This is a genomic window from Halogeometricum sp. S3BR5-2, from assembly GCF_031624635.1.
GTDB lineage: Archaea > Halobacteriota > Halobacteria > Halobacteriales > Haloferacaceae > Halogeometricum > Halogeometricum luteum.
Genome location: NZ_JAMQOQ010000005.1, coordinates 25,454 through 46,846, shown reverse-complemented (window position 1 = coordinate 46,846; position 21,393 = coordinate 25,454). Strand labels below are relative to the sequence as shown.

General features: G+C 69.6%; 23 protein-coding genes. 9 read left to right on the top strand and 14 right to left on the bottom strand.

Annotated features, from left to right (window positions below; genetic code table 11):
• Window positions 1–26: 26 nt before the first annotated feature.
• Complete coding sequence (locus NDI79_RS16835) at window positions 27–917, bottom strand: transcription initiation factor IIB (protein ID WP_310929794.1); 891 nt, start codon at window positions 915–917, stop codon at window positions 27–29.
• Window positions 918–1,078: 161 nt separating this feature from the next.
• Between NDI79_RS16835 and NDI79_RS16830 the strand changes: the two genes are divergently transcribed.
• Window positions 1,079–1,603, top strand: coding sequence for a DUF7858 family protein (locus NDI79_RS16830; RefSeq protein WP_310929793.1), 525 nt, complete (start codon window positions 1,079–1,081; stop codon window positions 1,601–1,603).
• 26 nt (window positions 1,604–1,629) lie between these two features.
• Here the strand turns inward: NDI79_RS16830 and NDI79_RS16825 are convergent, their stop codons facing one another.
• Window positions 1,630–2,433: a P-loop NTPase family protein gene (locus NDI79_RS16825; RefSeq protein ID WP_310929792.1), complete on the bottom strand. Its 804-nt coding sequence runs from the start codon at window positions 2,431–2,433 to the stop codon at window positions 1,630–1,632.
• Between the two features lie 145 nt (window positions 2,434–2,578).
• Between NDI79_RS16825 and NDI79_RS16820 the strand changes: the two genes are divergently transcribed.
• Window positions 2,579–4,825 (top strand): PAS domain S-box protein, encoded by a 2,247-nt coding sequence (locus NDI79_RS16820; RefSeq protein ID WP_310929790.1) that lies wholly within the window; start codon window positions 2,579–2,581, stop codon window positions 4,823–4,825.
• Window positions 4,826–4,861: 36 nt separating this feature from the next.
• Here NDI79_RS16820 and NDI79_RS16815 read toward each other — a convergent pair whose 3' ends face one another.
• The 4 genes from NDI79_RS16815 to NDI79_RS16800 all read right to left on the bottom strand — a co-directional run bounded on the left by NDI79_RS16815 (window position 4,862) and on the right by NDI79_RS16800 (window position 8,191).
• Window positions 4,862–5,221, bottom strand: a complete 360-nt coding sequence (locus NDI79_RS16815; protein ID WP_310929789.1) for a DUF8064 family membrane protein — start codon at window positions 5,219–5,221, stop codon at window positions 4,862–4,864.
• 90 nt (window positions 5,222–5,311) lie between these two features.
• Window positions 5,312–6,892 carry an acetolactate synthase large subunit gene (locus NDI79_RS16810; RefSeq protein ID WP_310929787.1) on the bottom strand — a complete coding sequence of 527 codons (1,581 nt, stop codon included), beginning with the start codon at window positions 6,890–6,892 and terminating at the stop codon, window positions 5,312–5,314.
• Between the two features lie 168 nt (window positions 6,893–7,060).
• Window positions 7,061–7,480: an HIT family protein gene (locus tag NDI79_RS16805; RefSeq protein WP_310929786.1), complete on the bottom strand. Its 420-nt coding sequence runs from the start codon at window positions 7,478–7,480 to the stop codon at window positions 7,061–7,063.
• Window positions 7,481–7,531: 51 nt separating this feature from the next.
• A complete protein-coding gene (locus NDI79_RS16800) occupies window positions 7,532–8,191 on the bottom strand; it encodes a uracil-DNA glycosylase (RefSeq protein WP_310929785.1) in 660 nt (219 codons plus the stop codon).
• A gap of 175 nt (window positions 8,192–8,366) precedes the next feature.
• Here NDI79_RS16800 and NDI79_RS16795 point away from each other — a divergent pair, with 175 nt between their 5' ends.
• Window positions 8,367–8,681 (top strand): HalOD1 output domain-containing protein, encoded by a 315-nt coding sequence (locus tag NDI79_RS16795; RefSeq protein ID WP_310929784.1) that lies wholly within the window; start codon window positions 8,367–8,369, stop codon window positions 8,679–8,681.
• A gap of 42 nt (window positions 8,682–8,723) precedes the next feature.
• On the opposite strand, the gene NDI79_RS16790 is transcribed toward NDI79_RS16795, so the two are convergent.
• The 4 genes from NDI79_RS16790 to NDI79_RS16775 all read right to left on the bottom strand — a co-directional run bounded on the left by NDI79_RS16790 (window position 8,724) and on the right by NDI79_RS16775 (window position 11,233).
• Window positions 8,724–8,948 (bottom strand): DUF7860 family protein, encoded by a 225-nt coding sequence (locus NDI79_RS16790; RefSeq protein WP_310929783.1) that lies wholly within the window; start codon window positions 8,946–8,948, stop codon window positions 8,724–8,726.
• Between the two features lie 59 nt (window positions 8,949–9,007).
• Entirely contained in the window at window positions 9,008–9,871 is an 864-nt protein-coding gene (locus NDI79_RS16785; RefSeq protein ID WP_310929782.1) for a ribose-phosphate diphosphokinase, read from the bottom strand.
• A gap of 102 nt (window positions 9,872–9,973) precedes the next feature.
• Window positions 9,974–10,870, bottom strand: a complete 897-nt coding sequence (locus NDI79_RS16780) for an HVO_0234 family beta-propeller protein (RefSeq protein ID WP_310929781.1) — start codon at window positions 10,868–10,870, stop codon at window positions 9,974–9,976.
• 75 nt (window positions 10,871–10,945) lie between these two features.
• Window positions 10,946–11,233: a metal-binding protein gene (locus tag NDI79_RS16775; RefSeq protein WP_310930208.1), complete on the bottom strand. Its 288-nt coding sequence runs from the start codon at window positions 11,231–11,233 to the stop codon at window positions 10,946–10,948.
• 374 nt (window positions 11,234–11,607) lie between these two features.
• On the opposite strand from NDI79_RS16775, the gene NDI79_RS16770 reads away from it, so the two are divergent.
• From NDI79_RS16770 to NDI79_RS16760, 3 genes are all read left to right on the top strand, one after another.
• Window positions 11,608–12,732 carry a tRNA (guanine(26)-N(2))-dimethyltransferase gene (locus tag NDI79_RS16770; RefSeq protein WP_310929780.1) on the top strand — a complete coding sequence of 375 codons (1,125 nt, stop codon included), beginning with the start codon at window positions 11,608–11,610 and terminating at the stop codon, window positions 12,730–12,732.
• 97 nt (window positions 12,733–12,829) lie between these two features.
• A complete protein-coding gene (locus tag NDI79_RS16765) occupies window positions 12,830–14,110 on the top strand; it encodes a YihY/virulence factor BrkB family protein (RefSeq protein ID WP_310929779.1) in 1,281 nt (426 codons plus the stop codon).
• A gap of 19 nt (window positions 14,111–14,129) precedes the next feature.
• Complete coding sequence (locus NDI79_RS16760) at window positions 14,130–15,050, top strand: phosphatase PAP2 family protein (RefSeq protein ID WP_310929778.1); 921 nt, start codon at window positions 14,130–14,132, stop codon at window positions 15,048–15,050.
• A gap of 61 nt (window positions 15,051–15,111) precedes the next feature.
• Here NDI79_RS16760 and glnA read toward each other — a convergent pair whose 3' ends face one another.
• Window positions 15,112–16,488 carry a type I glutamate--ammonia ligase gene (gene glnA / locus NDI79_RS16755; protein ID WP_310929777.1) on the bottom strand — a complete coding sequence of 459 codons (1,377 nt, stop codon included), beginning with the start codon at window positions 16,486–16,488 and terminating at the stop codon, window positions 15,112–15,114.
• Between the two features lie 125 nt (window positions 16,489–16,613).
• Between glnA and lrp the strand changes: the two genes are divergently transcribed.
• Window positions 16,614–17,072: an HTH-type transcriptional regulator Lrp gene (gene lrp / locus NDI79_RS16750; protein ID WP_310929776.1), complete on the top strand. Its 459-nt coding sequence runs from the start codon at window positions 16,614–16,616 to the stop codon at window positions 17,070–17,072.
• Between the two features lie 72 nt (window positions 17,073–17,144).
• Here lrp and NDI79_RS16745 read toward each other — a convergent pair whose 3' ends face one another.
• Both NDI79_RS16745 and NDI79_RS16740 read right to left on the bottom strand, forming a co-directional pair.
• Window positions 17,145–17,297 (bottom strand): hypothetical protein, encoded by a 153-nt coding sequence (locus tag NDI79_RS16745; protein WP_310929775.1) that lies wholly within the window; start codon window positions 17,295–17,297, stop codon window positions 17,145–17,147.
• A 130-nt stretch (window positions 17,298–17,427) separates the two neighbouring features.
• Window positions 17,428–18,513, bottom strand: coding sequence for an aminopeptidase (locus NDI79_RS16740; RefSeq protein WP_310929774.1), 1,086 nt, complete (start codon window positions 18,511–18,513; stop codon window positions 17,428–17,430).
• 193 nt (window positions 18,514–18,706) lie between these two features.
• On the opposite strand from NDI79_RS16740, the gene NDI79_RS16735 reads away from it, so the two are divergent.
• Both NDI79_RS16735 and ltaE read left to right on the top strand, forming a co-directional pair.
• Window positions 18,707–19,240 (top strand): TQO small subunit DoxD, encoded by a 534-nt coding sequence (locus NDI79_RS16735; protein ID WP_310929773.1) that lies wholly within the window; start codon window positions 18,707–18,709, stop codon window positions 19,238–19,240.
• A 122-nt stretch (window positions 19,241–19,362) separates the two neighbouring features.
• Window positions 19,363–20,388 carry a low-specificity L-threonine aldolase gene (gene ltaE / locus NDI79_RS16730; RefSeq protein ID WP_310929772.1) on the top strand — a complete coding sequence of 342 codons (1,026 nt, stop codon included), beginning with the start codon at window positions 19,363–19,365 and terminating at the stop codon, window positions 20,386–20,388.
• A gap of 19 nt (window positions 20,389–20,407) precedes the next feature.
• Here the strand turns inward: ltaE and NDI79_RS16725 are convergent, their stop codons facing one another.
• A complete protein-coding gene (locus tag NDI79_RS16725) occupies window positions 20,408–21,349 on the bottom strand; it encodes a cation diffusion facilitator family transporter (protein ID WP_310929770.1) in 942 nt (313 codons plus the stop codon).
• Window positions 21,350–21,393 lie beyond the last annotated feature (44 nt).

The following is a 21,393-nucleotide window of genomic DNA, read 5'->3' as shown; positions in this document are numbered from 1 at the left end:
CGTCACCCACTCGCTCTCCGGCCCGCTCAGCTCTCCCGCTCCCGGAGCGCCGCGTACGTCTTCCGCAGGGTGACGGGCGTCACGTCCGCGACGTCGGCCGCCTCCGCCTGCGTCACGTCCGCGCCGACGTCGCGCGCGGCGGTGTACAGACAGCCCGCGGCGACGCCGCCCGGGTTCCGCCCCGTCGAGATACCCGCCTCGGCGGCCTCCGCGACGTACTCGTGGGCGCGGCGCTCCGCCTCGCGCGGGAGGTCGAGGCGGGTGGCGAACCGGGGGACGTACTCCGCGGGGTCGACCGACCCCACGGGAAGCCCGAGTTCGCGGTTCAGAGCGTCGTACGCGGCCGTCTGTTCGGCCCTCGTCGCCTTCGCCTCCGCGACGACTTCGCCGACGGTGCGGGAGACGTTCGCGACGCGGCAGGCGGCGTAGACGCACGCGGCCGCGAACCCCTCCAGCGACCGCCCGCGCAGAAGGTCCTCCGTCTGCGCCGACCGGAACAGCGAGCAGGCGTGGTCGCGGATGCGCTCGGGGAGCGACAGCGCGCTCGTGAGGCGGCGTATCTCGGTGAACGCGTACACCTGGTTCCGCTCCCGTTTCGTGGAGATGCGAGCGCGGTTGTGCTGGCGGCGCAGACGAGCCATCTGCCGACGCTTGCGACCCTTCAGGCGCGTCGAGCGGCCGATTTCGGTCGAGAGGCCGCGGTCGTGCCGCGACCGGGTGAGCGGCGCGCCCGTCCGCTTGGGGTTCCCGGCGTCGTCGGCGAACGACCGCCACTCGGGCCCGTGGTCGATGGCGTACTCGGAGACGACCAGCCCGCAGTCGCCGCAGACCGTCTCGCGACCGTCGGCGTGGAGTCGGCCGTCGCACTCGGGGCAGGCGTTCGTCGTCGTCGCGTCGTCGGCGCGTGCTTCGGTCATCACAATTGATTCTTGGTCCCGATCGGGTATTTAAAAATCGGAGAAAGTAGCTTGAAATGACTGAATCCGGCGCTCGAACGTACCGGTCACCGGCACGCTCGAATATCATCTCCGAAAATATATCGAAATAGCTTACTATCACTTAGACGTAGGTATCTCCGATGGGACTGGCGGACATCGCGGCGGAGACGGCGGTGACGACGAGCAGGCAGGACGCGCGGGGCGTCGCGACGGTGGACGATACCGACGTCGACCTCGACGCCCGACTGCGCGACCACGCCGACGCGCTCCCCTGCGCGCCGGCGGCCGCGGCCACGGTCGTCGAACGGTACGCCGGCGGCGACAGCGTCGGCGACGCGGGGCGGGCGGCCGCCGTCGCCCCCGTGACGGCCGCGAAGGTGCTCCACCGCGCCGGCGTCGAGGGCGTCACCCCCCTCGCGCCGACGGCGCGGACGGTCCTCCGCGACTGGCTGTCGGGGACGCTCTCCCGCGCGGACGCGCTCGAACTCACGGGCGCCGACGAGGCGGAGTTCGCCCTCGCGGCCTACGTCGAGACGCACGACCCGGTGCCGGAACTCGCCGAGGCGACCCGACGCGACGCGGCGCGACCGCTCGGCGGCGACGCCCTCGTCCGGAAACGCGACGCGCTCGGAGAGACGATGAGCGCGTCGGCGGACTATCTCTGACTCCCTCTACGTACTCTTCTCCGTACTCACTTCACGTACCGCTCTACGCCCGAGAGGAGGCCGCCGCTCCCGGCGGCCTCGCTCACGTCGCGACCCGTCGCGCCCGCCGCGAGGCGCGCGACGCTCTCGGCGAACGGCCCGCCCTCGTCGAGACACGACGGCACCGACGCGGGGTCTGTCACCTCCGACGCGGGCACCTCGCAGTCGGCCGCCTCGAACGCCCCGCGCGTCGCGACGACGAAGTCGGCTCCGCTCCCGACGTGTTCGAGGCGCGTCCGCGTCCGCTGGACGGCGTCCGCCCCGCGCGTCGTACCCGGGGCGACGACGACGACCCGGTCGGCGGCGTTCACCGCCGCGATGGCCTGGTTGGCGGCGACCGGCGGCACGTCGACCAGTACGTGGTCGAACCGCTCGCTCGCCCGGTTCAAGCGCGCCTCGAACCGCCGCGCTGCGTCCGGCGCCTTCGCCCGCGCGAACCGTTCGAGCGGGGCGAACGCCGGACAGACGGAGACCCGGCCGGGGGCCTCGCAGTCCAGCGTCGTCAGCGCGTCCGACAGCGGTGCGTCGGCCGCGTCGGTCACGAGCGCCGTCAGGTCGGGTTCGATTCGGCCGTCGAGGTGGTCCGCGAGGCCCTGCGTCGCGTACGCGGCGTCGAACACGCCCACGTCCGCGCCGTCCGCGGCGAGGGCCGCCGCGGCCTCCAGCGTGCACCGCGTCGTCCCCGCGCCGCCGACGGCGCCGACGAGCGCCCCGATATTCGCGCCGCCCGTCCGGTCGCTATCTGTCCGGTCGCCGTCGTCCGTCCCGTCCGCGCTCCCTGCGTCGTGCATACCTCCGATGGTCGCCTCCCCCTCCTAAAGCATCCGGTTGTAGTGACTCTCTTCAAAAATTGAACGTATCCTCTCGCGGCTCCCCGATGGCCGGCGAATCCGACGGCTCAAAACACTTAACAGCGCCGACCGCCGGTTAAATAACATGACTCGCGGTGCGGAGGCTATCTCGGTGCTCTGCGTCGACGACGACCCCCGCTCGGGTGAGCGCACCGCCGCGTCGCTCGAACGCGAGGACGACCGCTTCTCCGTCACCGTCGCACCGGGCGTCGACGCGGGCCTCGACGCGCTAGCCGACGACGAGTTCGACTGCGTCGTCAGCGCCCACGGCGATTCGGGCACGGACGGGTTGGCGTTCCTCGAAGCGGTCCGGCGTCACCGGCCCTCGCTCCCGTTCGTCCTCTTCGCCGCCGACGGCGACGAGGAACTGGCGAGCGAGGCCGTCTCGGCGGGCGTCACGGAGTACGTCCCCGAGGCCGGTCCGGACTCGGACGTGACGCTCGCCGGTCGCGTCCGCGACGCCGTCGACCGCGGCCGGGCGGACGACTCGACGGCGGTATCCGCCGCGCAGGTGGAGTCGATTCTCGACAGTTCGCCGAACGCCATCCTCGTGACCGTCGACGGGAAGTACGTCTTCGCCAACCCCGCCGCGGTCGAACTGCACGGCGCCGACGACGCGGACGACCTGCTCGGACGCCCCGCGGAGAAACTGGTACCGCCGGACAGCAGAGCGACCGCCGAGGACGACGTCTCGCGGATTCGGAACGGCGAGGGAGAGATGACCAGAGCGCGCCGAACCGGCCAGACGCTCGACGGAGAGACGCTCACCGTCGAGGTGACCGCCCGACCCATCACGTGGGACGGGAAGGACGGCATCGTCTCCATCGTCCGCGACGTCTCCGAGTGGGAGACGCGGGAGGACGAGCGGACGCGGTACGCCGCCGCCTTCGCCGAGGCGATGGACGCCATCGTCGTCGCCGACGACGACGGCGCGTACGTCGACGCCAACCGGAGCGCCTGCGACCTGTTCGGCGTCTCGCGGGACGAACTGCTCGGGATGCGCGTCGAGGACTTCGCGGACGAGGGCTACGAGACGGACGACGCGTGGTCGGAGTTCCTGTCCGCCGGCCAGGACAGGGGGATGTTCTCGCTCCGCAGACCCGACGGCGAGCGACGGGTCGTCGAGTACGCGGCGACGCGGGACGTCGTCCCCGGCGAGCATCTCTCGGTGCTGCGGGACGTGACCGACCGCGTCCGACTGATGGAGCGGCGACGGGCCGAGCACGACGCCTTAGAGCGGATGTACCGCGTCACCGCCGACCGAGACGCCTCCTTCGAGGAGAAGGTGCGGCGCCTGCTCGAACTGGGCACGGAGTTCCTGGACGTGCCGTACGGCTTCCTGACGTGCATCGAGGACGGAACGCAGACGGTCGTCCACTCCGTCGGCGAGCACGAGTCGCTCCAACCCGGCGAGTCGGCCCCGCTCTCGCGGGCGTACTGCCGGAAGGTCGTCGGCGACGGGGGACTCGTCGCGGTGCGGGACGCGGAGGCGGAGGGCTGGTCGGAGGACCCGGCGTACGAGGCGTTCGACCTCGGCTGTTACATCGGCGCGCGGGTCGTCGCCGACGACGACCTGTACGGAACGTTCTGCTTCGCGGGGACCGACCCGCGCGAGGAACCGTTCTCCGACGGCGAGCGGGCCATCGTGGAACTGATGGCGCGGTGGGTCGCCTACGAACTGGAGCGCCGAGAGCACACGCGGGAACTCCGGAGTCAGACCGACCGCTTGGACGAGTTCGCCTCCATGGTGAGCCACGACCTCAGGAACCCCCTGTCGGTCGCCAACGGCTACCTCGAACTCGCGCGGGAGGACGGCGACCCCGAGAAGTTCGACCGCGTCGAGTCCGCCCTGGACCGCATGGACCGCATCGTCGGCGACCTGCTGTACCTCGCGCGGGAGAACGAACAGATACGCGAACTCGAACCCGTCGACCTCGAGGAGGCGGTCCGGCGGGCGTGGGAGACGATCGACGGCGCCGACGGGGAGGCGACGCTCGCCGTCGCGGACGGCCTCGGCGTCATCACCGCCGACTCGAACCGACTGGCCCAACTGCTGGAGAACGTCTTCCGGAACAGCCTCGACCACGCCGGCCCCGCCGTCAGCGTCCGCGTCGTCCCGACCGACGACGGGTTCGCCGTCGAGGACGACGGTCCAGGCATCCCGCCGGAGCGACGCGAGGAGGTGTTCGAGCAGGGGTACACCACGCACCGCGAGGGCACCGGGTTCGGTCTCGCCATCGTGAAGCAGATAGCCGAGGGCCACGGATGGACCGTCTCCGTCACTGAGAGCGAGGCGGGCGGCGCGCGCATCGAGATGGGCGGCGTGCGGTGAGGGCGAGGGCGAGGTGACGGCCGTCTCCCGCGGCGGTCACGCCTCGAACCGGAGGTACGACGTTCCGTTCCGGTAGTTGTACAGTTCGACGGCGACGCCGACGAGCGCCAGACAGGCGAGCGCGAGGAAGAACAGACCGCCGGCGCCGCCGAGATACAGCACCCAGAACACGACCGACAGCTCGACGACTGACGCGAGGGTGTAGAGCGGATGCGACCGCACGGCGTCGAAGACGCTGGCTGTCATGAACCCGAGTACGACCACCGAGAGCGCGACGAATTCGGCCGTCAGCGGTTGGTCGAGGGCGAGGACCAGCACCACGAGCAGCGCTGTGACGACGAGGAGCGCGCCGACCCGAGACGGGCTGACCCGCTCGCGAAGGGGAGTGGAGGACACGGTAGCGGCGGGGTTCGCGGCGTCGGAAAATACGTTTTCCGCCCGACCGGTGTCGGTTCCGCGTTCGGCGTCCGGCGACCGCTTACCGCCTTACCGCGGAATCGGCACCGCGACCAGCGCCATCTCGTCGCTCTCGACGGCCTCGGTCAACGCCGCATCGACCTCCTCCCACGACTCGGGCCGGTGGCTCTCGATACCGAAACTCTCCGCGAACGTCTCGAAGTCGGGGTTCGTCAACTCCGTGCCGAAGTGCTCGCCGGTGTGTTCGGTCTGCTTCTCGGAGATGAGCCCGTAGTCGTCGTCGGTGAAGACGACGACGGTGAACCCGAGGTCGAGTCGGGTGGCCGTCTCCAACTCCGCGGCGTTCATCATGAACCCGCCGTCGCCGGTGGCGACGACGACGTTTCCGTCCACCGCGAGGTCCGCGGCGACGCCGCCGGGGACGCCGATGCCCATCGACGCGAGGCCGTTCGAGATGATGCAGGTGTTCGGTTCGTACGTCGGGTAGCTCTGCGCGATGGCCATCTTGTGGCTCCCCACGTCCGAGATGAGCACGTCCTCGTCGGCGAGGGTCTCGCGGAGGTACGGCAGCGTCCCCTTCACCGACAGGGGGTCGCCGTCGTCGGGTTTCTCCGTCACGTGGTCGATTATCGTCTCGCGGTACTCCTCGCACCAGTCCGTCGCGCGGACGTCGTCCAACCGCTCGGCCAGCCCTTCGAGCGTCGCGGAGATGTCGGCGACGATTTCGACGTCGGGGTTGTAGTGTTGGTACACCTCCGCGGGTTCGTGGTCGACGTGGACGATGTCGGTGTCGAGGTGGGGGTTCCACGACTTCGGGTCGTGCTCGGCGATGTCGTAGCCGACGGCGACGACGCAGTCGGCGCGCTCGATGGCCTCGCCGGCCTCCTCGTTCGGCCCCGAGTCCAGCGTCAGAAGCGAGTTGTCGAGGCGGTCCGACACCGCGCCCTTGCCCATGTAGGTGGCGACGACGGGCATCCCGGCGCGCTCGACGAGTTCGCGGAGACCCTCCGCCGTCCGGGTGCGCACGGCGCCGTTGCCGGCGAGGACCAGCGGATTCTCCGCCTCGTCGATGCGGTCGGCGGCGCGTTCGAGCGACCGTTCGTCGGGGTCGGCGCGGCGGACGGGTTCGCGCGTCGGCAGGGGTTCGCCCTCGACGGAGGCGGCGGCCACGTCCTCGGGGAACTCGACGTGCGTCGCGCCGGGCTTCTCGTACTCGGCGAGTTTGAACGCCTTGCGGATCGATTCGGCGACCGTCTCGCCCTCGGCTATCTGCGTGTTCCACTTCACCACCGGCTCGAACATGTCGACGACGTCCAGCGCCTGGTGGCTCTCCTTGTGGAGTCGCTCGCGGCCGCCCTGTCCCGTGATGGCGACGAGGGGGGATTTGTCGAGGTGGGCGTCCGCGACGCCCGTGAGGAGGTTCGTCGCGCCGGGACCGAGCGTGCCCATGCAGACGCCGGCCTCGCCCGTGAGGCGGCCGTGCACGTCGGCCATGAACGCCGCCCCCTGCTCGTGTCGGACGGGGATGTACCGGATGTCGGAGTCCCGGAGGGCGAACAGCAGGTCTTGGAGTTCCTCGCCGGGGACGCCGAACACGTCCTCGACGCCCTCGGCCTCCAGACACTCGACGAGGAGGTCGGCGGCGCTCATCGCGACCGCGCCCCCTCGGGTTCGAGACTTGGTTCGAGGGCGCTCGCGTCGTCGTCGCTGCGGCTACGTCGACTCATACTCCACGCCTCGGGCGGGGGCGACAAGAACGTGTTCGCCGTTCGAACGTCCCTCTGCGGGTCCTCCTCTGACTCGGTTCGACTCGACCGCTCAGCCCTCGATTCGCCCGGCGATGTCGTCCAGTTCCTCGTCGGAGAGGTCCGGCCGGGACCCGACGACGCCGTGGATGGGGCCGCCGCCGTCGCCGTCGAAGCGGGGGACGAGGTGGACGTGGACGTGCGGCACCTCCTGTCCGGCCGCCTCGCCGTCGTTGACGCCGACCGTGAGGCCGTCCGCGTCGACGGCGTCCTCCACGCGCGGGCCGAGTTCGTCGACGGCGGCCCACAGTTCGGTCGCCACGTCGTCGGGCAGGTCCCGGAGTCGCTCGTGCGCCTCCTTCGGGACGACGAGCGTGTGCCCCGGCGCGAGGGGGTTCGCGTCGAGGAACGCGAGCACCGAGTCGGTCTCGTAGACGATTCGCGCGGGGATGTCGCCCGCGGCTATCTGCTCGAAGATGGTGGGTTCGCTCATGTGGGTGCCGTCGTCCGGATTCGGCAAAGAGGTTCGGGTGAACGGGTCGACTCAGGGCAGGCGCGCCCGTATCTCGTCGACGTACTCCGACTCCGAGTAGCCGAGACGCGAGAGCCACACCTCCTGATAGGAGGGGTGCAGCAGGGGAAGCAGCGTCGCGTCGAACGCGTCGAGGTCAACGGGTTCGAGGACCGAATCGAGGAAGCCGTCCACCTCGCACCCCTCGAAGGCGAGCATCGTCGCCGTCGCGTGCTTTCCGGTCGAGACGACCACCTCGGGCGCTATCGCGTCGAGTTCGGTTTCGAGATGCGGCCGACAGTTCGCCCGTTCCCGCTCCGTCGGTTCGCGGTTCGACCCCTCGCCGTCGCACGGGAAGCACTTCACCGCGTTCGTGTAGTAGACGTCGGGGTGGCCGGCGTCGGCCAGCAGTCGGCGGACGCGGCCGCCCGAGTGCCGCGTCGTGTACGCCATCCCGGTGTAGTTGCCGCCGCGCCACGCCTCGGCGTCGGGGTTCCCCGCGCCGGGCGCCTCGCCCACCACCACCACCGAGGCGTCCCGCGGCCCGTTCCCCCACGAGATTCGGTTCCGGCAGGCGACGAGGTCCGGACACCGCGAACAGCCCTCCTCGACGACGAACGCCGATTCGGGGTCCGGGACGGACGGCTCCGCGGACGCCCGCGAACCGTCGGTCCCTCGGTCTGCGTCGGTCATCGACGGAGTACGCACGCGCCGGCGTGATAGAGACACCGGCATCGACCCGTCGGCGGTCCGGCCGTGCGGACGACTCCGAGGGAACCGCCACCGGACTCCGAACGCTCCGTATGTAGCTTTTGGCCCACTTTCATTACCGTCTCCGTCGGCAGTACAGACGAGACGGGGTCCTCCGATGTACCGCTACGAGTTCGGTCCGCTCCTCCACACGGAACGCATCGCGGCGGACGATAGCCCCGCCGCCGCGCTGCTCCGCGCGTTCGAGGCCGCGGACGTGGACGTCGAACCCGACTCGACCGACGCCCTCTACAACTACGTCGACCCCGGCGCCTTGGACCGCCTGTTCCGCGGGCCGCGCTCCGGGCGGGACTCGGGGTTCGTCGTCCTCGAACTCTGGGACGTGGCGGTGCAGGTGTCGCGGCACGAAGTCGCCGTCTACGACTCGCTGGCGGTCGAATCGCCGTCGGCGTCGGATACGACGACCGACTGACGCCGGCTTTCCTCTCCTCTCCTCTCCCGCTTTTCACCCGCTCTACTCGATGAGCGGAAGCAGGATGCCGAAGACGAACGGCGACAGCAGCGTGAGGGCGACGCCGAGAGCCTCCGCGTCGAGAAGCAGCGTCCGTTCCCAGGCCGGGAGCGGTCCGACGACGGCGGGGGCGACGAGCAGTCCGAGCGCGCCGACGGCGAACAGCGCGAGGCCGGAGCCGACTCCGAGTTTGGTGAGCCGCGAGTAGTCCAGGTTTCCGTGTGCCATATCCGATGAAACGTTGTCGATGATAAGAACGTTTCTCTCCGGCGAGGGGATGTTCCGTGCTACTGTGTGACCGCGTCCACCGCGGCGGCGACGTTCGGCGCGACGCTGACGACGCTCACGTCGCGTTCGACGGTGTCGGTGCCGACGATGCGCTCGATGCCGGCGCGTTCGAGTTTCGTCCGCGCGTTTCTGACCAACAGCGGATGCACGCAGGCGGCGAACACGCGGGCGGCGCCGTCCGACCGGAGGTACGAGACGGCCTCGCTCATCGTCGACCCGGTGGCGACGATGTCGTCGACGATGACCGCGTCGCGGCCGGCGGCGTCGGCGTCGCTCGGCGTCACCTCCACCTCCGTCCCCGAGTGTCGGACCTTCTCGAAGTAGTCCGTCTCGCCGCGGCCGTACGCCTCGCGGACGCTCTCGGCGAGTTCTATCGCGCCCGAGTCCGGCGAGAGGAAGAGGGGGTCGCTCAGGTCGTCCGGAAGCGGCGCGGCGAGGCGGGCGGCGGCGTCGACGACGGTGACGTGCGCGTCGAAAAAGGAGGTGAGCGCCTCCTCGTGGGGGTTGACCAGCACCACGCGGTCGGCGCCCGTCGAGACGGCCTTCGCCATCGCGCGGGCGGAGACGGGGTGGCCCGCGTCGAACGCTTCGTCCTGCCTCGCGTAGCCCATGTACGGGATGACGGTCACCACCTCCGCGGCGCCGGCCTCGCGGACCGCGTCCTGCAGTTGGAGCAGTTCGACCCACGCGTCGTTCGAGTCCGTCGTCGCCACGACGACGGCGCGGCCGCCGTCGAACTCGGGGACGGCCGCGAGCGTCTCGCCGTCGGGGAAGCGGTCGTACTCGACGGCCGCAAGCGGTTCGTCCATCGCCGTCGCCACCGCGGCGGCCAGCGCCTGCGAAGATGCGCCGGGTACAATCATACTCGCAACTCTCCGTCGCGCGTTAAACCCGTTTTCGTCTCGCGCGGGCGGGTCAGCGGCCGCCCTCGCGGCGTCCGCTTCGCGGGCGGGACGCCGCCCGACTCAGACCGCCGCGGCGGCCGCGACGCCCCGTAACCCGAGTATCTGGTGACGCCACTCCTCGCCGGGCAGGCGGACGAGGAACGTCCCGGCGTCGGTGACGGCGTACGTCGCGCCCCTCCCGTGGGTCACGGCGGCCACGTCGCCCCCGACCGGAAGGGGTTCGCGCGACCACTCGCCGCCGTCGTCGCGGGCGTACAGGTCGCCGCCGCCCGCGGCGTGCGCCCGCCCGTCGCGGGCGCTCACTGCCTCGAATTCTCCGTCGAGAACGTCCATCCACCCGTTTCCGAGCTTGTACAGTCCCGTCCCCGTCGCCGCGAGCGGTTCGCTCCCGGCCACGTCGCGCGCGTCGTCCAATCCGACGTGCGAGAGGCCGTCGTCGACTCGGTACACGCCGTCCGCGGCGGCGACGAGGGGACCGTCGGCGGCCCGGACGCCCCCGACGCGCCCGAGGTCGGTCCACGCACCTGCTCCGCTCTCTCCGCTCTCCTCGCTCCCCGCTTTCTCCCCGGCGTCGAGTCGGGCCACTCGCCCCTCGTCGTCGCCCGCGAGGAGCGACTCGCCGTCGAAGCCGACGGCGGCCGCGGGGCCGAACCCGGTCGCCTCGAAGTCGAGGGCGCCCTCGGCGGCCTCGGCGTCCGTCGCCGCGTCTCCGCCCTCGTCCGCGCCCGCCCCGCCGGCGGCCGTCAGGTCCGCGCGGAACACGTCCTCGTCGGCGGCGACGGCGAGGGTTCCGCCGCCGGCGGCCACGTCGCGGGCCGCACACCGGTGGGCGATGCCGAATCCGCCCACGAGGTCGTCCGAGACGGAGACGGCGACGGCGCCCGCGCCGGTGGCGACGAACACCGTCTCGGTGCCCGTGTTGTCGGTATAGACGCGTTTCTCGTCGATGGTGGGCATCTCGGTCCAAAGTTCGAAGAGGGGTCGGGAAAACGTTGCGGAGGCGGCGGTCGGAGGCCGGCCGGGAGCGGCGGTTCAGATGAACTCGCGCACGTCGGAGTACCACATGTCGTGGTGGTCGACCTCGCCGATTCGCTCGGCGACGGCGGCGGCGAGGACGTGCCAGCAGCGCTGGTCGGCCTCCGCGGGGTCGAGGTTGTAGGAGCTATCCTTGCAGGTACAGCCGCCGTCCTCGACGACGTACTCCTCGGCGTAGCCGACGACGACGGTGAAGTCGCGATAACGCTTCACCCGGCCCTCCGAGACTGCCTCGACGGCGCGCACGCCGCGACTCCCGTGCAGGTCGACGAGCGAGTCGACCACGTCGGCGGTGAGTTCGCCCGTTCGAGCGAGCGTCCGCCGCCACGCGGTCCCGCGGTCGCTGTCCGTCTCGGTCGGGACGGCGAACCCGTCCGAAGCCGTCCGCTCGTCCGCGTCGGCGCCGGGCGGCGTCGCGCAGGCGCTCTCACCCTCGTCGTCGGACCCGCCGCTTCCCTCGGCGTCGTCACTCCCGCAGGCGCCGTCGCTGTCGGCGGCGGCGTCCCCTCTCCCGGCGTCGTCGCCCACCTCTCTCACGTCGCGACGTAGGCCGGTGACGGACAAAACGCCACCGATGCCCGCGCAGCGCTCGTCGCTCGCGCGCGCTCTCGCCCGCCCGCATCGCATCGCTTTTCGCCGCGGGGGTCGCTCCTCGGGACATGGACGTACGCGAGGGAGGCCTCACGGTCGAGGTGCCCGGCGCCCGCGACGGCGCCTCCGAGGGGGCCGGCGACGACGTGTTCTACAACCCGACACAGGAACTCAACCGCGACGTGACGGTGGCGACGCTCCGCGCCTACCGCGAACGCGACGACCGGGCGTCGTCGTACCTCGACGCGATGGCCGCCAGCGGGATTCGAGGCGTTCGCGCCGCGGCCGAGGGGTTCGACGTGACCTGCGCCGACCTCGACGAGGAGGCGGTCGAACTCGCCCGCGAGAACCTCGCACGCAACGGACTCGACGGCGAGGCCGTCCATCGAAACGCGAACGCGCTCATGCACGACTCCGTGTTCGATATCGTGGATTTGGACCCGTTCGGCACGCCGATTCCGTTCGCCGACGCGGCGTTCGCCAACACGCGCGATTTGGTCTGCGTCACCGCCACGGACACCGCGCCGCTCTGCGGCGCCCACCAGAACTCCGGCATCCGCAAGTACTCGACGCTCCCGCAGAATACCGACTACCACCCCGAGATGGGCCTCCGCGTCCTTCTCTCGGCGATGGTCCGCACCGCCGCGCGCTACGATAAGGCGGCCGTGCCGATTCTCTCGCACGTGACGCGCCACTACGCGCGGGCGTACCTCGAACTCGACGCGCGGGCGACGAAGGCGGACGAACTGCTCGAACAGTTGGGCCACGTCTACCACTGCGAGGACTGCCTCGAACGCGACCACGAGTTCGGCCTCGTCGCCCACCCGCCCGAGGAGTGCCCCGCCTGCGGGAGTTCGCGGACGCTCGTCGCCGGACCGCTCTATCTCGGCCCCATCTGCGAACCGGCGTTCGCCGAGTCGGTCCGCGAGCACGTGACCGAGGAGATGGGCGAGGCCAAGCGCGCCCGGTCGATGCTCGACACCGTCGCCGGCGAACTCGACGCGCCGACGCACTACGACCAACACCGCCTGTGCAAACTGTGGAACCGCTCGGCGACGGGGATGGACGAGTTCCTCGGCGAACTCCGCGACGCCGGCTACGAGGCGACGAGGGCGCACTACTCCGGGACGGCGTTCAAGACGGACGCGACCATCGCGGAGACGCGCGCGGCGACGACCGACGGCGACGGCTGAGAGGCGAGGGCGAACTATCAGAACAGACGACTGAGAGCGCCTCGCGGGCGCTCTCGTGTGCAAGTAACTTCTTGTGTGCTTCGTCCGAACTGCGGGCGTGAGCGTTCGGACTCAAAATCCCGTTTCCGTGGTTCGTTCGGTGGTCGAGACGATTCAGGAGCGCGAGGTGACGTTCCTCGCGGCGAGCATCTCCTACTACACGCTCGTCTCGCTCGTTCCGCTCCTCACGCTCGGCCTGCTCGTCGCGTCGTTCGTCGGCGGCGACGCACTTCGAGACGACGTGCTGGCACTCGCCGAGCAGTACCTCCTGCCGTCGGGGTCGGAGATGGTCAGGGGCGCTCTCACCGACCCGACCGGTCAGGGGCTGCTCTCCGTCGTGAGCATCGGCGTCACCCTCTGGGGGGCGCTGAAGCTCTTTCGCGGGCTGGACATCGCCTTCTCGCGGATCTACGGCTCGGAGGCGGGCGGCATCGTCGACCAGATAAAGGACGGCGCTATCGCGCTGGGTTCCATCGGCGCCGGGACTATCGGCGTCGCCGTCGCCACCGCGGTCATCGCCGTTCTGAACCTCCCGTTCGCGGAGTACATCAGTCCGCTCCTCCTCCTCGGTCTGCTCGTGGTGGCGTTCTTCCCGTTCTACTACGTCTTTCCTGACGCCGGACTCTCGCCGCGGCAGGCGCTGCCGGGAACCGTCTTCGCGGCCGTCGGCTGGTCCGTCCTCGGCGGCGTCTTCGGTATCTACGCGGCGAACGCGGGCGGCGTCGCGGGCGCCCTCGGCGCCATCCTGCTGCTCGTCACGTGGTTCTACTTCTCGGGCATCCTCGTCCTCACGGGCGCGGTGGTGAACGCAGTCCTCGCCGACCAGGTGTCGCCCGGACCGAGCGACCGCGGCGCACCGGACCGGCAGGTACAACACAGGCCCGCCCGACAGACACACCGAACGATGAGCGTGGACGACGCAGCCGTAGACGAGTCGGGCGAGGCGGACGTCGACCCCCGCGGCGCGCCCGACATCGAACAACTCGAGGACCGCGTCGAGGAACTCCGCGCGGACCTCGACTCCTTCGAGTCGGACGTACAGGAACGGACGGTCGAGCGCCCCGACGTGGAGTCCGAACTCAAGCGCTACGTGCGCAACCGGATGCGGCAGGGCAAGGCGCGCGGGTGGGGACCGTACCTCGTGCTCCTGTACGGCACCGCCGTGACCATCGCGGCGTTCTTCCTCATCCAGGACGACCTGCTCGCCGTCGTCGCCATGCTCGTCACGTATCTCTCGACGCTCGGCCTCTACGTCATCTTCGTCGTGTTCGGTGCCGGACTCGGCGCGCTGGGGGTTCCCGGCCGCCTCGTCGACTGGGTCCGCGACCGGCGGTCCTGACTCCGCCCCGCCGCGACCGATGACCGGACCACCGACCGTCGTAACCGCCGCTTCCCCGTCTCTTCCCCTTTCGCTCGCCGCCCGCGGCCTGGGCGAACTCGACGCCGCGGCGTCGCTGCCGGACGCCGTCGTGACGCTGTTCTCCGTGCTCACCTACCTCGGAAACCCGTGGGTCTGCCTGTTCGCCGTCTGCCTCGCCTACGTCGTCGGCCCCCGCGCCGGCATCGCGCGCCCGTCCGCGGCGTTCGTCCTCGCCCTCGGACTCGGCGCGGTCGGACTCACCCTCGGTCTCAAGGCGGCCTTCGCGCTCCCCCGCCCGCCGGGGGCGGCCGAGACGGGGTACGGCTTCCCCAGCGGTCACGCCCTCGGGACGACGGTGTTCTGGGGGGGCGCGGCGCTCCTCGCGCACGCGGGTCGCCGCCGCGTTCGCCTCGGCGTCGCCGCCGCCGTCGTCGCCGTCGTCGCCCTCTCGCGCGTCGTCATCGGCGTCCACTACCTCGCGGACGTGGTCGCGGGCGTCGCCGTCGGCGCCCTCTTCGCGACCGCCGCCGTCGCCGCCGGCCCCGGCCTCCGCCGCCCGTCCCCTCCCTCGACCCGCGCCGTGGTCGCCTGCTTCCTCGCCGGCGGCGTCCTCTCCGCGGCCGCCGCCGCCGCGAATCCGGTCGAACGGGAGGTGCTCCTCGCCGTCGGGACGGCCGCCGGCGGCGCGGCGACGTGGGCGTCGCTCGGCGACACGCTCTCCGCGCGGTCGACCGGCGGCGCCGTCTCGCTGTCCCCCCGGTCGCTCGTCGTCGGCGCCCTCGCCGTCCCGGTGCCGCTGGCCGCGATGGCCGCCGTCGCGGAACTTCCGGTGCGGTCGCTCGCCCTCGCGGGGGCGGGCGCCGTCGGCGGCGCGGCGCTGCTGTCGCTGCCCGTCGCGGCGGCAACGCTGCTCGAGTGAGGTGAAAAAAGCGAGAACGGAGTCGGTCGTTCGGGTCCGGGGCGTCCGGTTCGGTCCGGTCTCAGAACGTCTCGAGGTACTGGTCGAGTTCCCACTGCGAGACGTCGACGCGGAACTCGTCGTACTCGTAGGACTTCGCCTCGTGGAACTTCTCGTAGACGTGTTCGCCGAGGGCGTCCTGGATGACCTCGTCCTCTTCGAGGGCGTCGAGCGCCTCGCCGAGGTTCGCCGGGAGCGTCTCGATACCGTACTCCTCGCGCTTCTCCTCGTCGAACTCGTAGATGTTCTCGCGCACGGGGTCGTCGCACTCCAGTTCGCGTTCGATGCCGTCCAGACCCGCGTGGATGAGCGCCGCGAACGCGAGGTACGGGTTGCAGGACGGGTCGGGGAAGCGGGCCTCGACACGACTGGCCGCGGGGATGCGCGCGGCCGGCTTGCGGATGAGCGCCGAGCGGTTGCGGTCCGACCACGCGACGTAGACGGGCGCCTCGTATCCGGGGACGAGGCGCTTGTAGGAGTTCACCGTCGGGTTCGTGACGGCGGTGATGGCCGGGGCGTGTTCGAGGATGCCGGCGGTGAACTGCTTTGCCGTCTCCGAGAGGTTGAACTCGTCGTCCTCGTCGTGGAACGCGTTCTCGCCGTCCTCGGTGAACAGCGACAGGTGCGTGTGCATGCCGGAGCCGTTGACCCGAGAGATGGGCTTGGGCATGAACGTCGCGTGCAGGTCGTGCTGGGCGGCGATGGCGCGGACGACCGTGCGGAACGTCCCCACGTTGTCGGCCGTCGTGAGCGCGTCGTCGTACTCGAAGTTGATCTCGTGTTGGCCCTCGGCGACCTCGTGGTGGCTGGCCTCGATCTCGAAGTCCATCCGTTCGAGGCCGTAGATGATGTCGCGGCGCACGTCGCTCGCGAGGTCCTTCGGCGCGAGGTCGAAGTAGCCGCCGGCGTCGTTGGTGTCCGTCGTCGCGCGGCCCTCCTCGTCCTCCTCGAACAGGAAGAACTCGGGTTCCGGCGCGGCGTTTATCTCGTAGCCCATCTCCTCGGCGCGGTCGATGGCGTCTTTCAGCACGTAGCGCGGGTCACCGACGAACGGTTCGCCCGTGCTCGTGTCGATGACGTCGCAGATGAGGCGCGCGGAGCGACCGTCGCGCCACGGCAGAACCGCGAACGTATCCGGGTCGGGCTTGAGGCGCATGTCGGACTCCTGGATGCGCACGAAGCCTTCGATAGAAGAGCCGTCGAAGTAGATTCCCTCGGTAAATGCCTTCTCAGCCTGCGTGGCGGGGATAGCCACGTTCTTTACCGTGCCGAGAATATCGGTGAACTGGAGACGGAGGAAGTCCACTTCCTTGGACTCTATCTCCTCGACGACCGCCTGCGCTTTCGTCGAGAGTCCGCCGTCCGTTGCCACATTCGTGTTAGCGTTATCGTCCGTCATCTTCTGGACACCGGTTTCGTCAACGTCCATCTTTATGACGTTATCGCTTAGCGCAACTCGCCGGTGGCCCCCCTAGAACTGGATATTCGTAAAATTCTAATGCCCCGAGCGAGTGGGTCGCTGTGATGACGTACGAAAACCTCGACGCGAAACTCATCAACGCTCTGTTGGGAGACGGGCGCGCCAGCCTCCGAAGCCTCGCTGAAGAACTCGACGTGTCGGTTACGACCGTCTCCAACCACCTCCGCGACCTGGAAGACGAAGGCGTCATCGAGGGGTACACCCCTCGGGTGAACTACGACGCACTCGGCTACGACGTCACCGCCATCATCCAGTTGAAAGTCGAAGGGAGCGCGCTCCCGGACATCACCGACCGACTGCGCGAGCAGAAGCAGATGGTCTCCGTCTACGAAGTCACCGGCGACTACGACATCATCGCCGTCGGCAAGTTCACCGACACCGACGGCATGAACAGCCAGATAAAGGCGCTGTTGACCGACGCGGACATCCGCGAGTCCAACACGAGCGTCGTCCTCAACGCCGTCGTCGAGAACCAGCAGTTCGACCTCGACGTCGACGAGTAACCGCGCGGCGCCGTTCGACCGCCCGACCACCCTCCGAAACTCGGAACCCGAAACCCCCTCCCGAGCGACGACTCAGACGAACCGGCTCGCCACCTCCTCCATGTCGGTCCGACAGTACGGACAGCGATACCGCGTGTCGAACCCGTCGCGCCGCGTCGTCGTCTTCGCCTCCAGTTCGTGCATCCCCACGTCCCGGCCGCACTCGGTACAGAGCACCTTCGGCATAGCTAACAGTTCACGAACAGACCCCCATAAATCGACCGGTGGCTGTGAACGCTCCGCACGGTGCCGTCCCACCTTTTCCGGCCGCTCACACGGTTCGCGGCCGCAAAAGCTGGACCAAAAATGAGAAAAACTACTCGAAGTCGTCCTCGAACACGAACGTACCGTCTCGCTGGACGACGTCCCCGTCCACCTCGATGACGGAGTCCTCGGCCATGTCCAGAATCATGTCGACGTGCTCGGCGCTCTCGTTCACCTCGTTCTCCTCGCCCACCGTGTCAGGGTACGCCGACCCGACGGCCATGTGGACGGTGTCGCCCATCTTCTCGTCGAACAGCATGTTGTACGTGAACGTGTCGATGGCGCGGTTCATCCCAATGCCGAGTTCGCCGAGATAGCGCGCGCCCTCGTCGGTGTCGAACACGCCGTCCAGAACCTCCTCGTTGCGTCCGGCGCTGTAGGACTCGACGCGGCCCTCCTCGAAGCGAACCCGGACGTCCTCTATCTCGCGGCCCTGTCGGTAGAGGGGCATGTCGAAGTGCACCTCGCCCTCGACGCTGTCGCGCACGGGCGCGGTGAACACCTCCCCGCCGGGGAGGTTCTTCTCGCCCTTGTCGTTTATCGCGGTGTTGCCGGCGACGCTCATCGTCACGTCCGTCTCGTCGCCGGCGGCGATGCGCACCTCGTCGGCGTCGTTCAGAATCTCGACCATCTGCTGTTGGTGTTCGTACTGCTCGTCCCAGTCGAGGCTGACGGCGTCCCAGACGAAGTTCTGGTAGGCGTCGGTGCTCATGCCGGCGAGTTGGGCGTTGCCGGCGGTGGGGAACTGTGTGAGACACCACGTCTTCGAGAGTCGCTCCTGCAGGACGGGTTGCATCGCGCGGCGGTAGGCGGCGTTCGTCTCGGGGTCGACGTCCGCCGTCTCCGAGGCGTTCTCGTCGCCGCGCACCGCGATGTAGACGTCCATCTCCTCGTACATCGCGAGGAGGTGCTCCGGCGTCTCGAAGTCGCCCTCGCGGTTCCGGAGGAACGCGCGGGAGGCGCGGGAACTGCTGTTGGTGTAGACGGGGTTGGCGCCGCGTTCGGCGCACTCCTCGTGGAGGGCGACGACCAACTCCTCGGCGGCGGCGGGCGCCGCGATGACGACGTCGTCGCCGGACTCGATGCCCGTCGAGTGCTCGGCGATGGTCTGGGCGTGTTCCCGGATGCGTGGGTCCATACCACGAGGTGTCGCGTCGGCGTGAAACCGCTTTCGCACCGGTGTCGACGCTCGCCGCTCGAATCCGTGAGAAGCCGTGGCCGCTGCCAATGGCTCACAGCGGCCGTGACACGGTCGTTCTGAAGAACCGAGAATCACGCTCAGTTTATATGATCTCTTCGGGAGAGTGTACAACTGTAAGAGGTAACAGACCATGAGCACTCCCACCACCACCACCCGAACCGCCTTCGAGGACGTCCTCGAGTTCGACCTGCAGGGCACCATCGCCGGCTACTGGCTGGTCGCCCTCCGCCTCATCACGGGCTACTGGTTCCTCCACGCCGGGTGGACCAAGTTCGCCTTCGTGTCGGGCGAGGCGTTCGACGCCACCGGCTACCTCGCGAACAACTCGGGGCCCATCCAGGGCTTCTTCGCGTGGGTCGCGGCGACGCCCTGGCTGATGGACGTCACGAACGTCATGATTCCCGCCGGGGAGTTCCTCATCGGTCTCGGACTCATCGTCGGCGGTCTCGTCCGCCTGGCCTCGTTGTTCGGGGCCCTGCTGATGGCGTTCTTCTACCTGGGGAACGCCGACTGGGCGCACGGCCTGGTCAACGGTGACCTGTTCGGCCTCGTGCTGTTCGTCACCATCGCGACGTTCGGCGCGGGCCGCATCCTCGGCCTCGACGCCTACCTCGAAAAACTCGACCTAGCCGACAACCGCCTCGCGAAGTTCATCCTCGGGTGAACCGCGACCGACCGCCCCTCCTTCTCCGACCGTTCTCGACCTCCGAACCTCGCGCTCCGCGTCCGCCCCGCACAGACGGCCGCGACCACCGCCTATAACTCCGGGGACCGACACCGTCCCTCATGGCCATCGACCTTCGCAGCGACACGGTGACGCGCCCCTCGGCGGCGATGCGGGAGGCGGCGCGGGACGCCCCCGTCGGCGACGACGTGTACGGCGACGACCCGACGGTGAACGAACTCGAAGCGGCGGCGGCCGAACGGGTGGGGATGGACGCCGCCCTCTACGTTCCGACGGGGACGATGGGCAACCAGATAGCCGCCCGCGTCCACGCCGACCGAGGAGAGGAGATTTTACTCGACGAACAGGCGCACATCTACAAGTGGGAGGTCGGCGGCCTCGCGCAACTCTCGGGGTTGCAGGTCCGCACGTTCGACGCGGGCGAGTCGGCCGTCCCGACGCCCGAACAGATCCGAGAGCGGTTCGTCGCAGAGGACCTCCACAGGGCCGGCACGGGCCTGCTGGCGCTCGAAAACACGCACAACGCGCGCGGCGGCGTCGCCGTCCCGCCCGAGGGGATAGACGCCGCGGCCGAGGCGGCGCACGACCTCGGCGTGCCGGTCCACCTCGACGGCGCCCGCCTGTTCAACGCCTGCGTCGCCCTCGGCGTCGACCCCGAACGCATGACCCGGAACGTCGACTCGGTGATGTTCTGCCTCTCGAAGGGCCTCGGCGCGCCCGTGGGGTCGATGCTCGCCGGCAGCGAGGAGTACGTCGAACGCGCCCGCCGCGTCCGCAAACTGTTCGGCGGCGGGATGCGACAGGCCGGAATCATCGCCGCGCCGGGTCTCCGCGCCCTCGACAACGTCGAGCGACTGGCCGAGGACCACGAGAACGCGGCGCGCCTCGCGGCCGGTTTGGACGATATCGCGGGCCTCCGCGCGCCCGACCCCGACACGAACATCGTGCAGGTGTTCTCCGAGGAGGCGGGCCTCACCGCCGACGAGTTCGAGGCGCTCTGCGAAGCCGAGGGCGTCCTCGCCGGCGCACACGGCGAGTACCTGACGCGATTCTGCACGCACCTCGACGTCTCCGCCGACGACGTGGACGAGGCCGTCGACCGAATCGACGCGGCGGTGTCGGCGTAGAAGAGAGCGACGAGTCCGCTCAGAGTTCGGGTTCGACGTAGACGAACTTCACCCGGGCGTCCTCGCGCTTGAGTTTCTCCTCTATCCGCGTGATGTCGGTGTCGATATCGTCGGTGTCGAGGTCGGAGTCGAAGCTGACGTCCGCGTTGACGAGGACCTTCTCCGGGCCGACGTGGACGGTCCGGAAGTTGTCGACGTGGACGACGCCCGGGTGGTTCCGGACGACCTCGCGCAGTCGGTCCTCCACGTCCTTCGGGAGGCTCTCGCCGAGGAGGAGGCGCTTGTTCTCCCACGCGAGGGCGAGGGCGAACCCCATGAGGAGGACGCCGATGAGCGCGGCGGAGACGGCGTCGTAGATGTAGTTGCCCGTGAGCTGCGTGAGGACGACGCCGACGAGTGCGATGGCCGCGCCCGCGAGGGCGATGCCGTCCTCAGTGAACGCCGTCAGCGTCGTCACGTCGCTCGTCTTCTTGAATGCCTCCACGACGCCGCTCCACTCGTACTCGCGTATCTGCCGCTGGAGTTCGGCGTTGGCCTTCTTCATCGCGTACGTCTCGAAGCCGATGGCCCCGAGGAGGACGACGACGTTGACGTACCAGGCGGGGAACTGATAGCCCGCGAACGAGACCAGTCCGGCGGCGGCGTGACTGCCGTGCAGGATGGCGTCGTAGCCGTGCTTCAGCGACTCCCAGCCGGCGATGCCGAACAGCAGCACCGAGACGAGGAACGCGTAGAAGAACTGCGCCTTCCCGTAGCCGAACGGGTGCGCCCGGTTCGCCTCTCTGTCGCTGTACCGGATGCCGATGAGGAGGAACACCTGATTGCCCGTATCGGAGAGGGAGTGGTACGTCTCCGACAGCATCGAGGGACTCTGCGTCAGGAGATATCCGAGGAACTTCAGGACGGCGATGGCGCCGTTCGCGACGAGGGCGGCGATGACGACGCCTCTGCTTCCTGCCATGCTTTCACCTCAAGGGTCTCCCGTAAGAGCGTTTCCACGCGGGT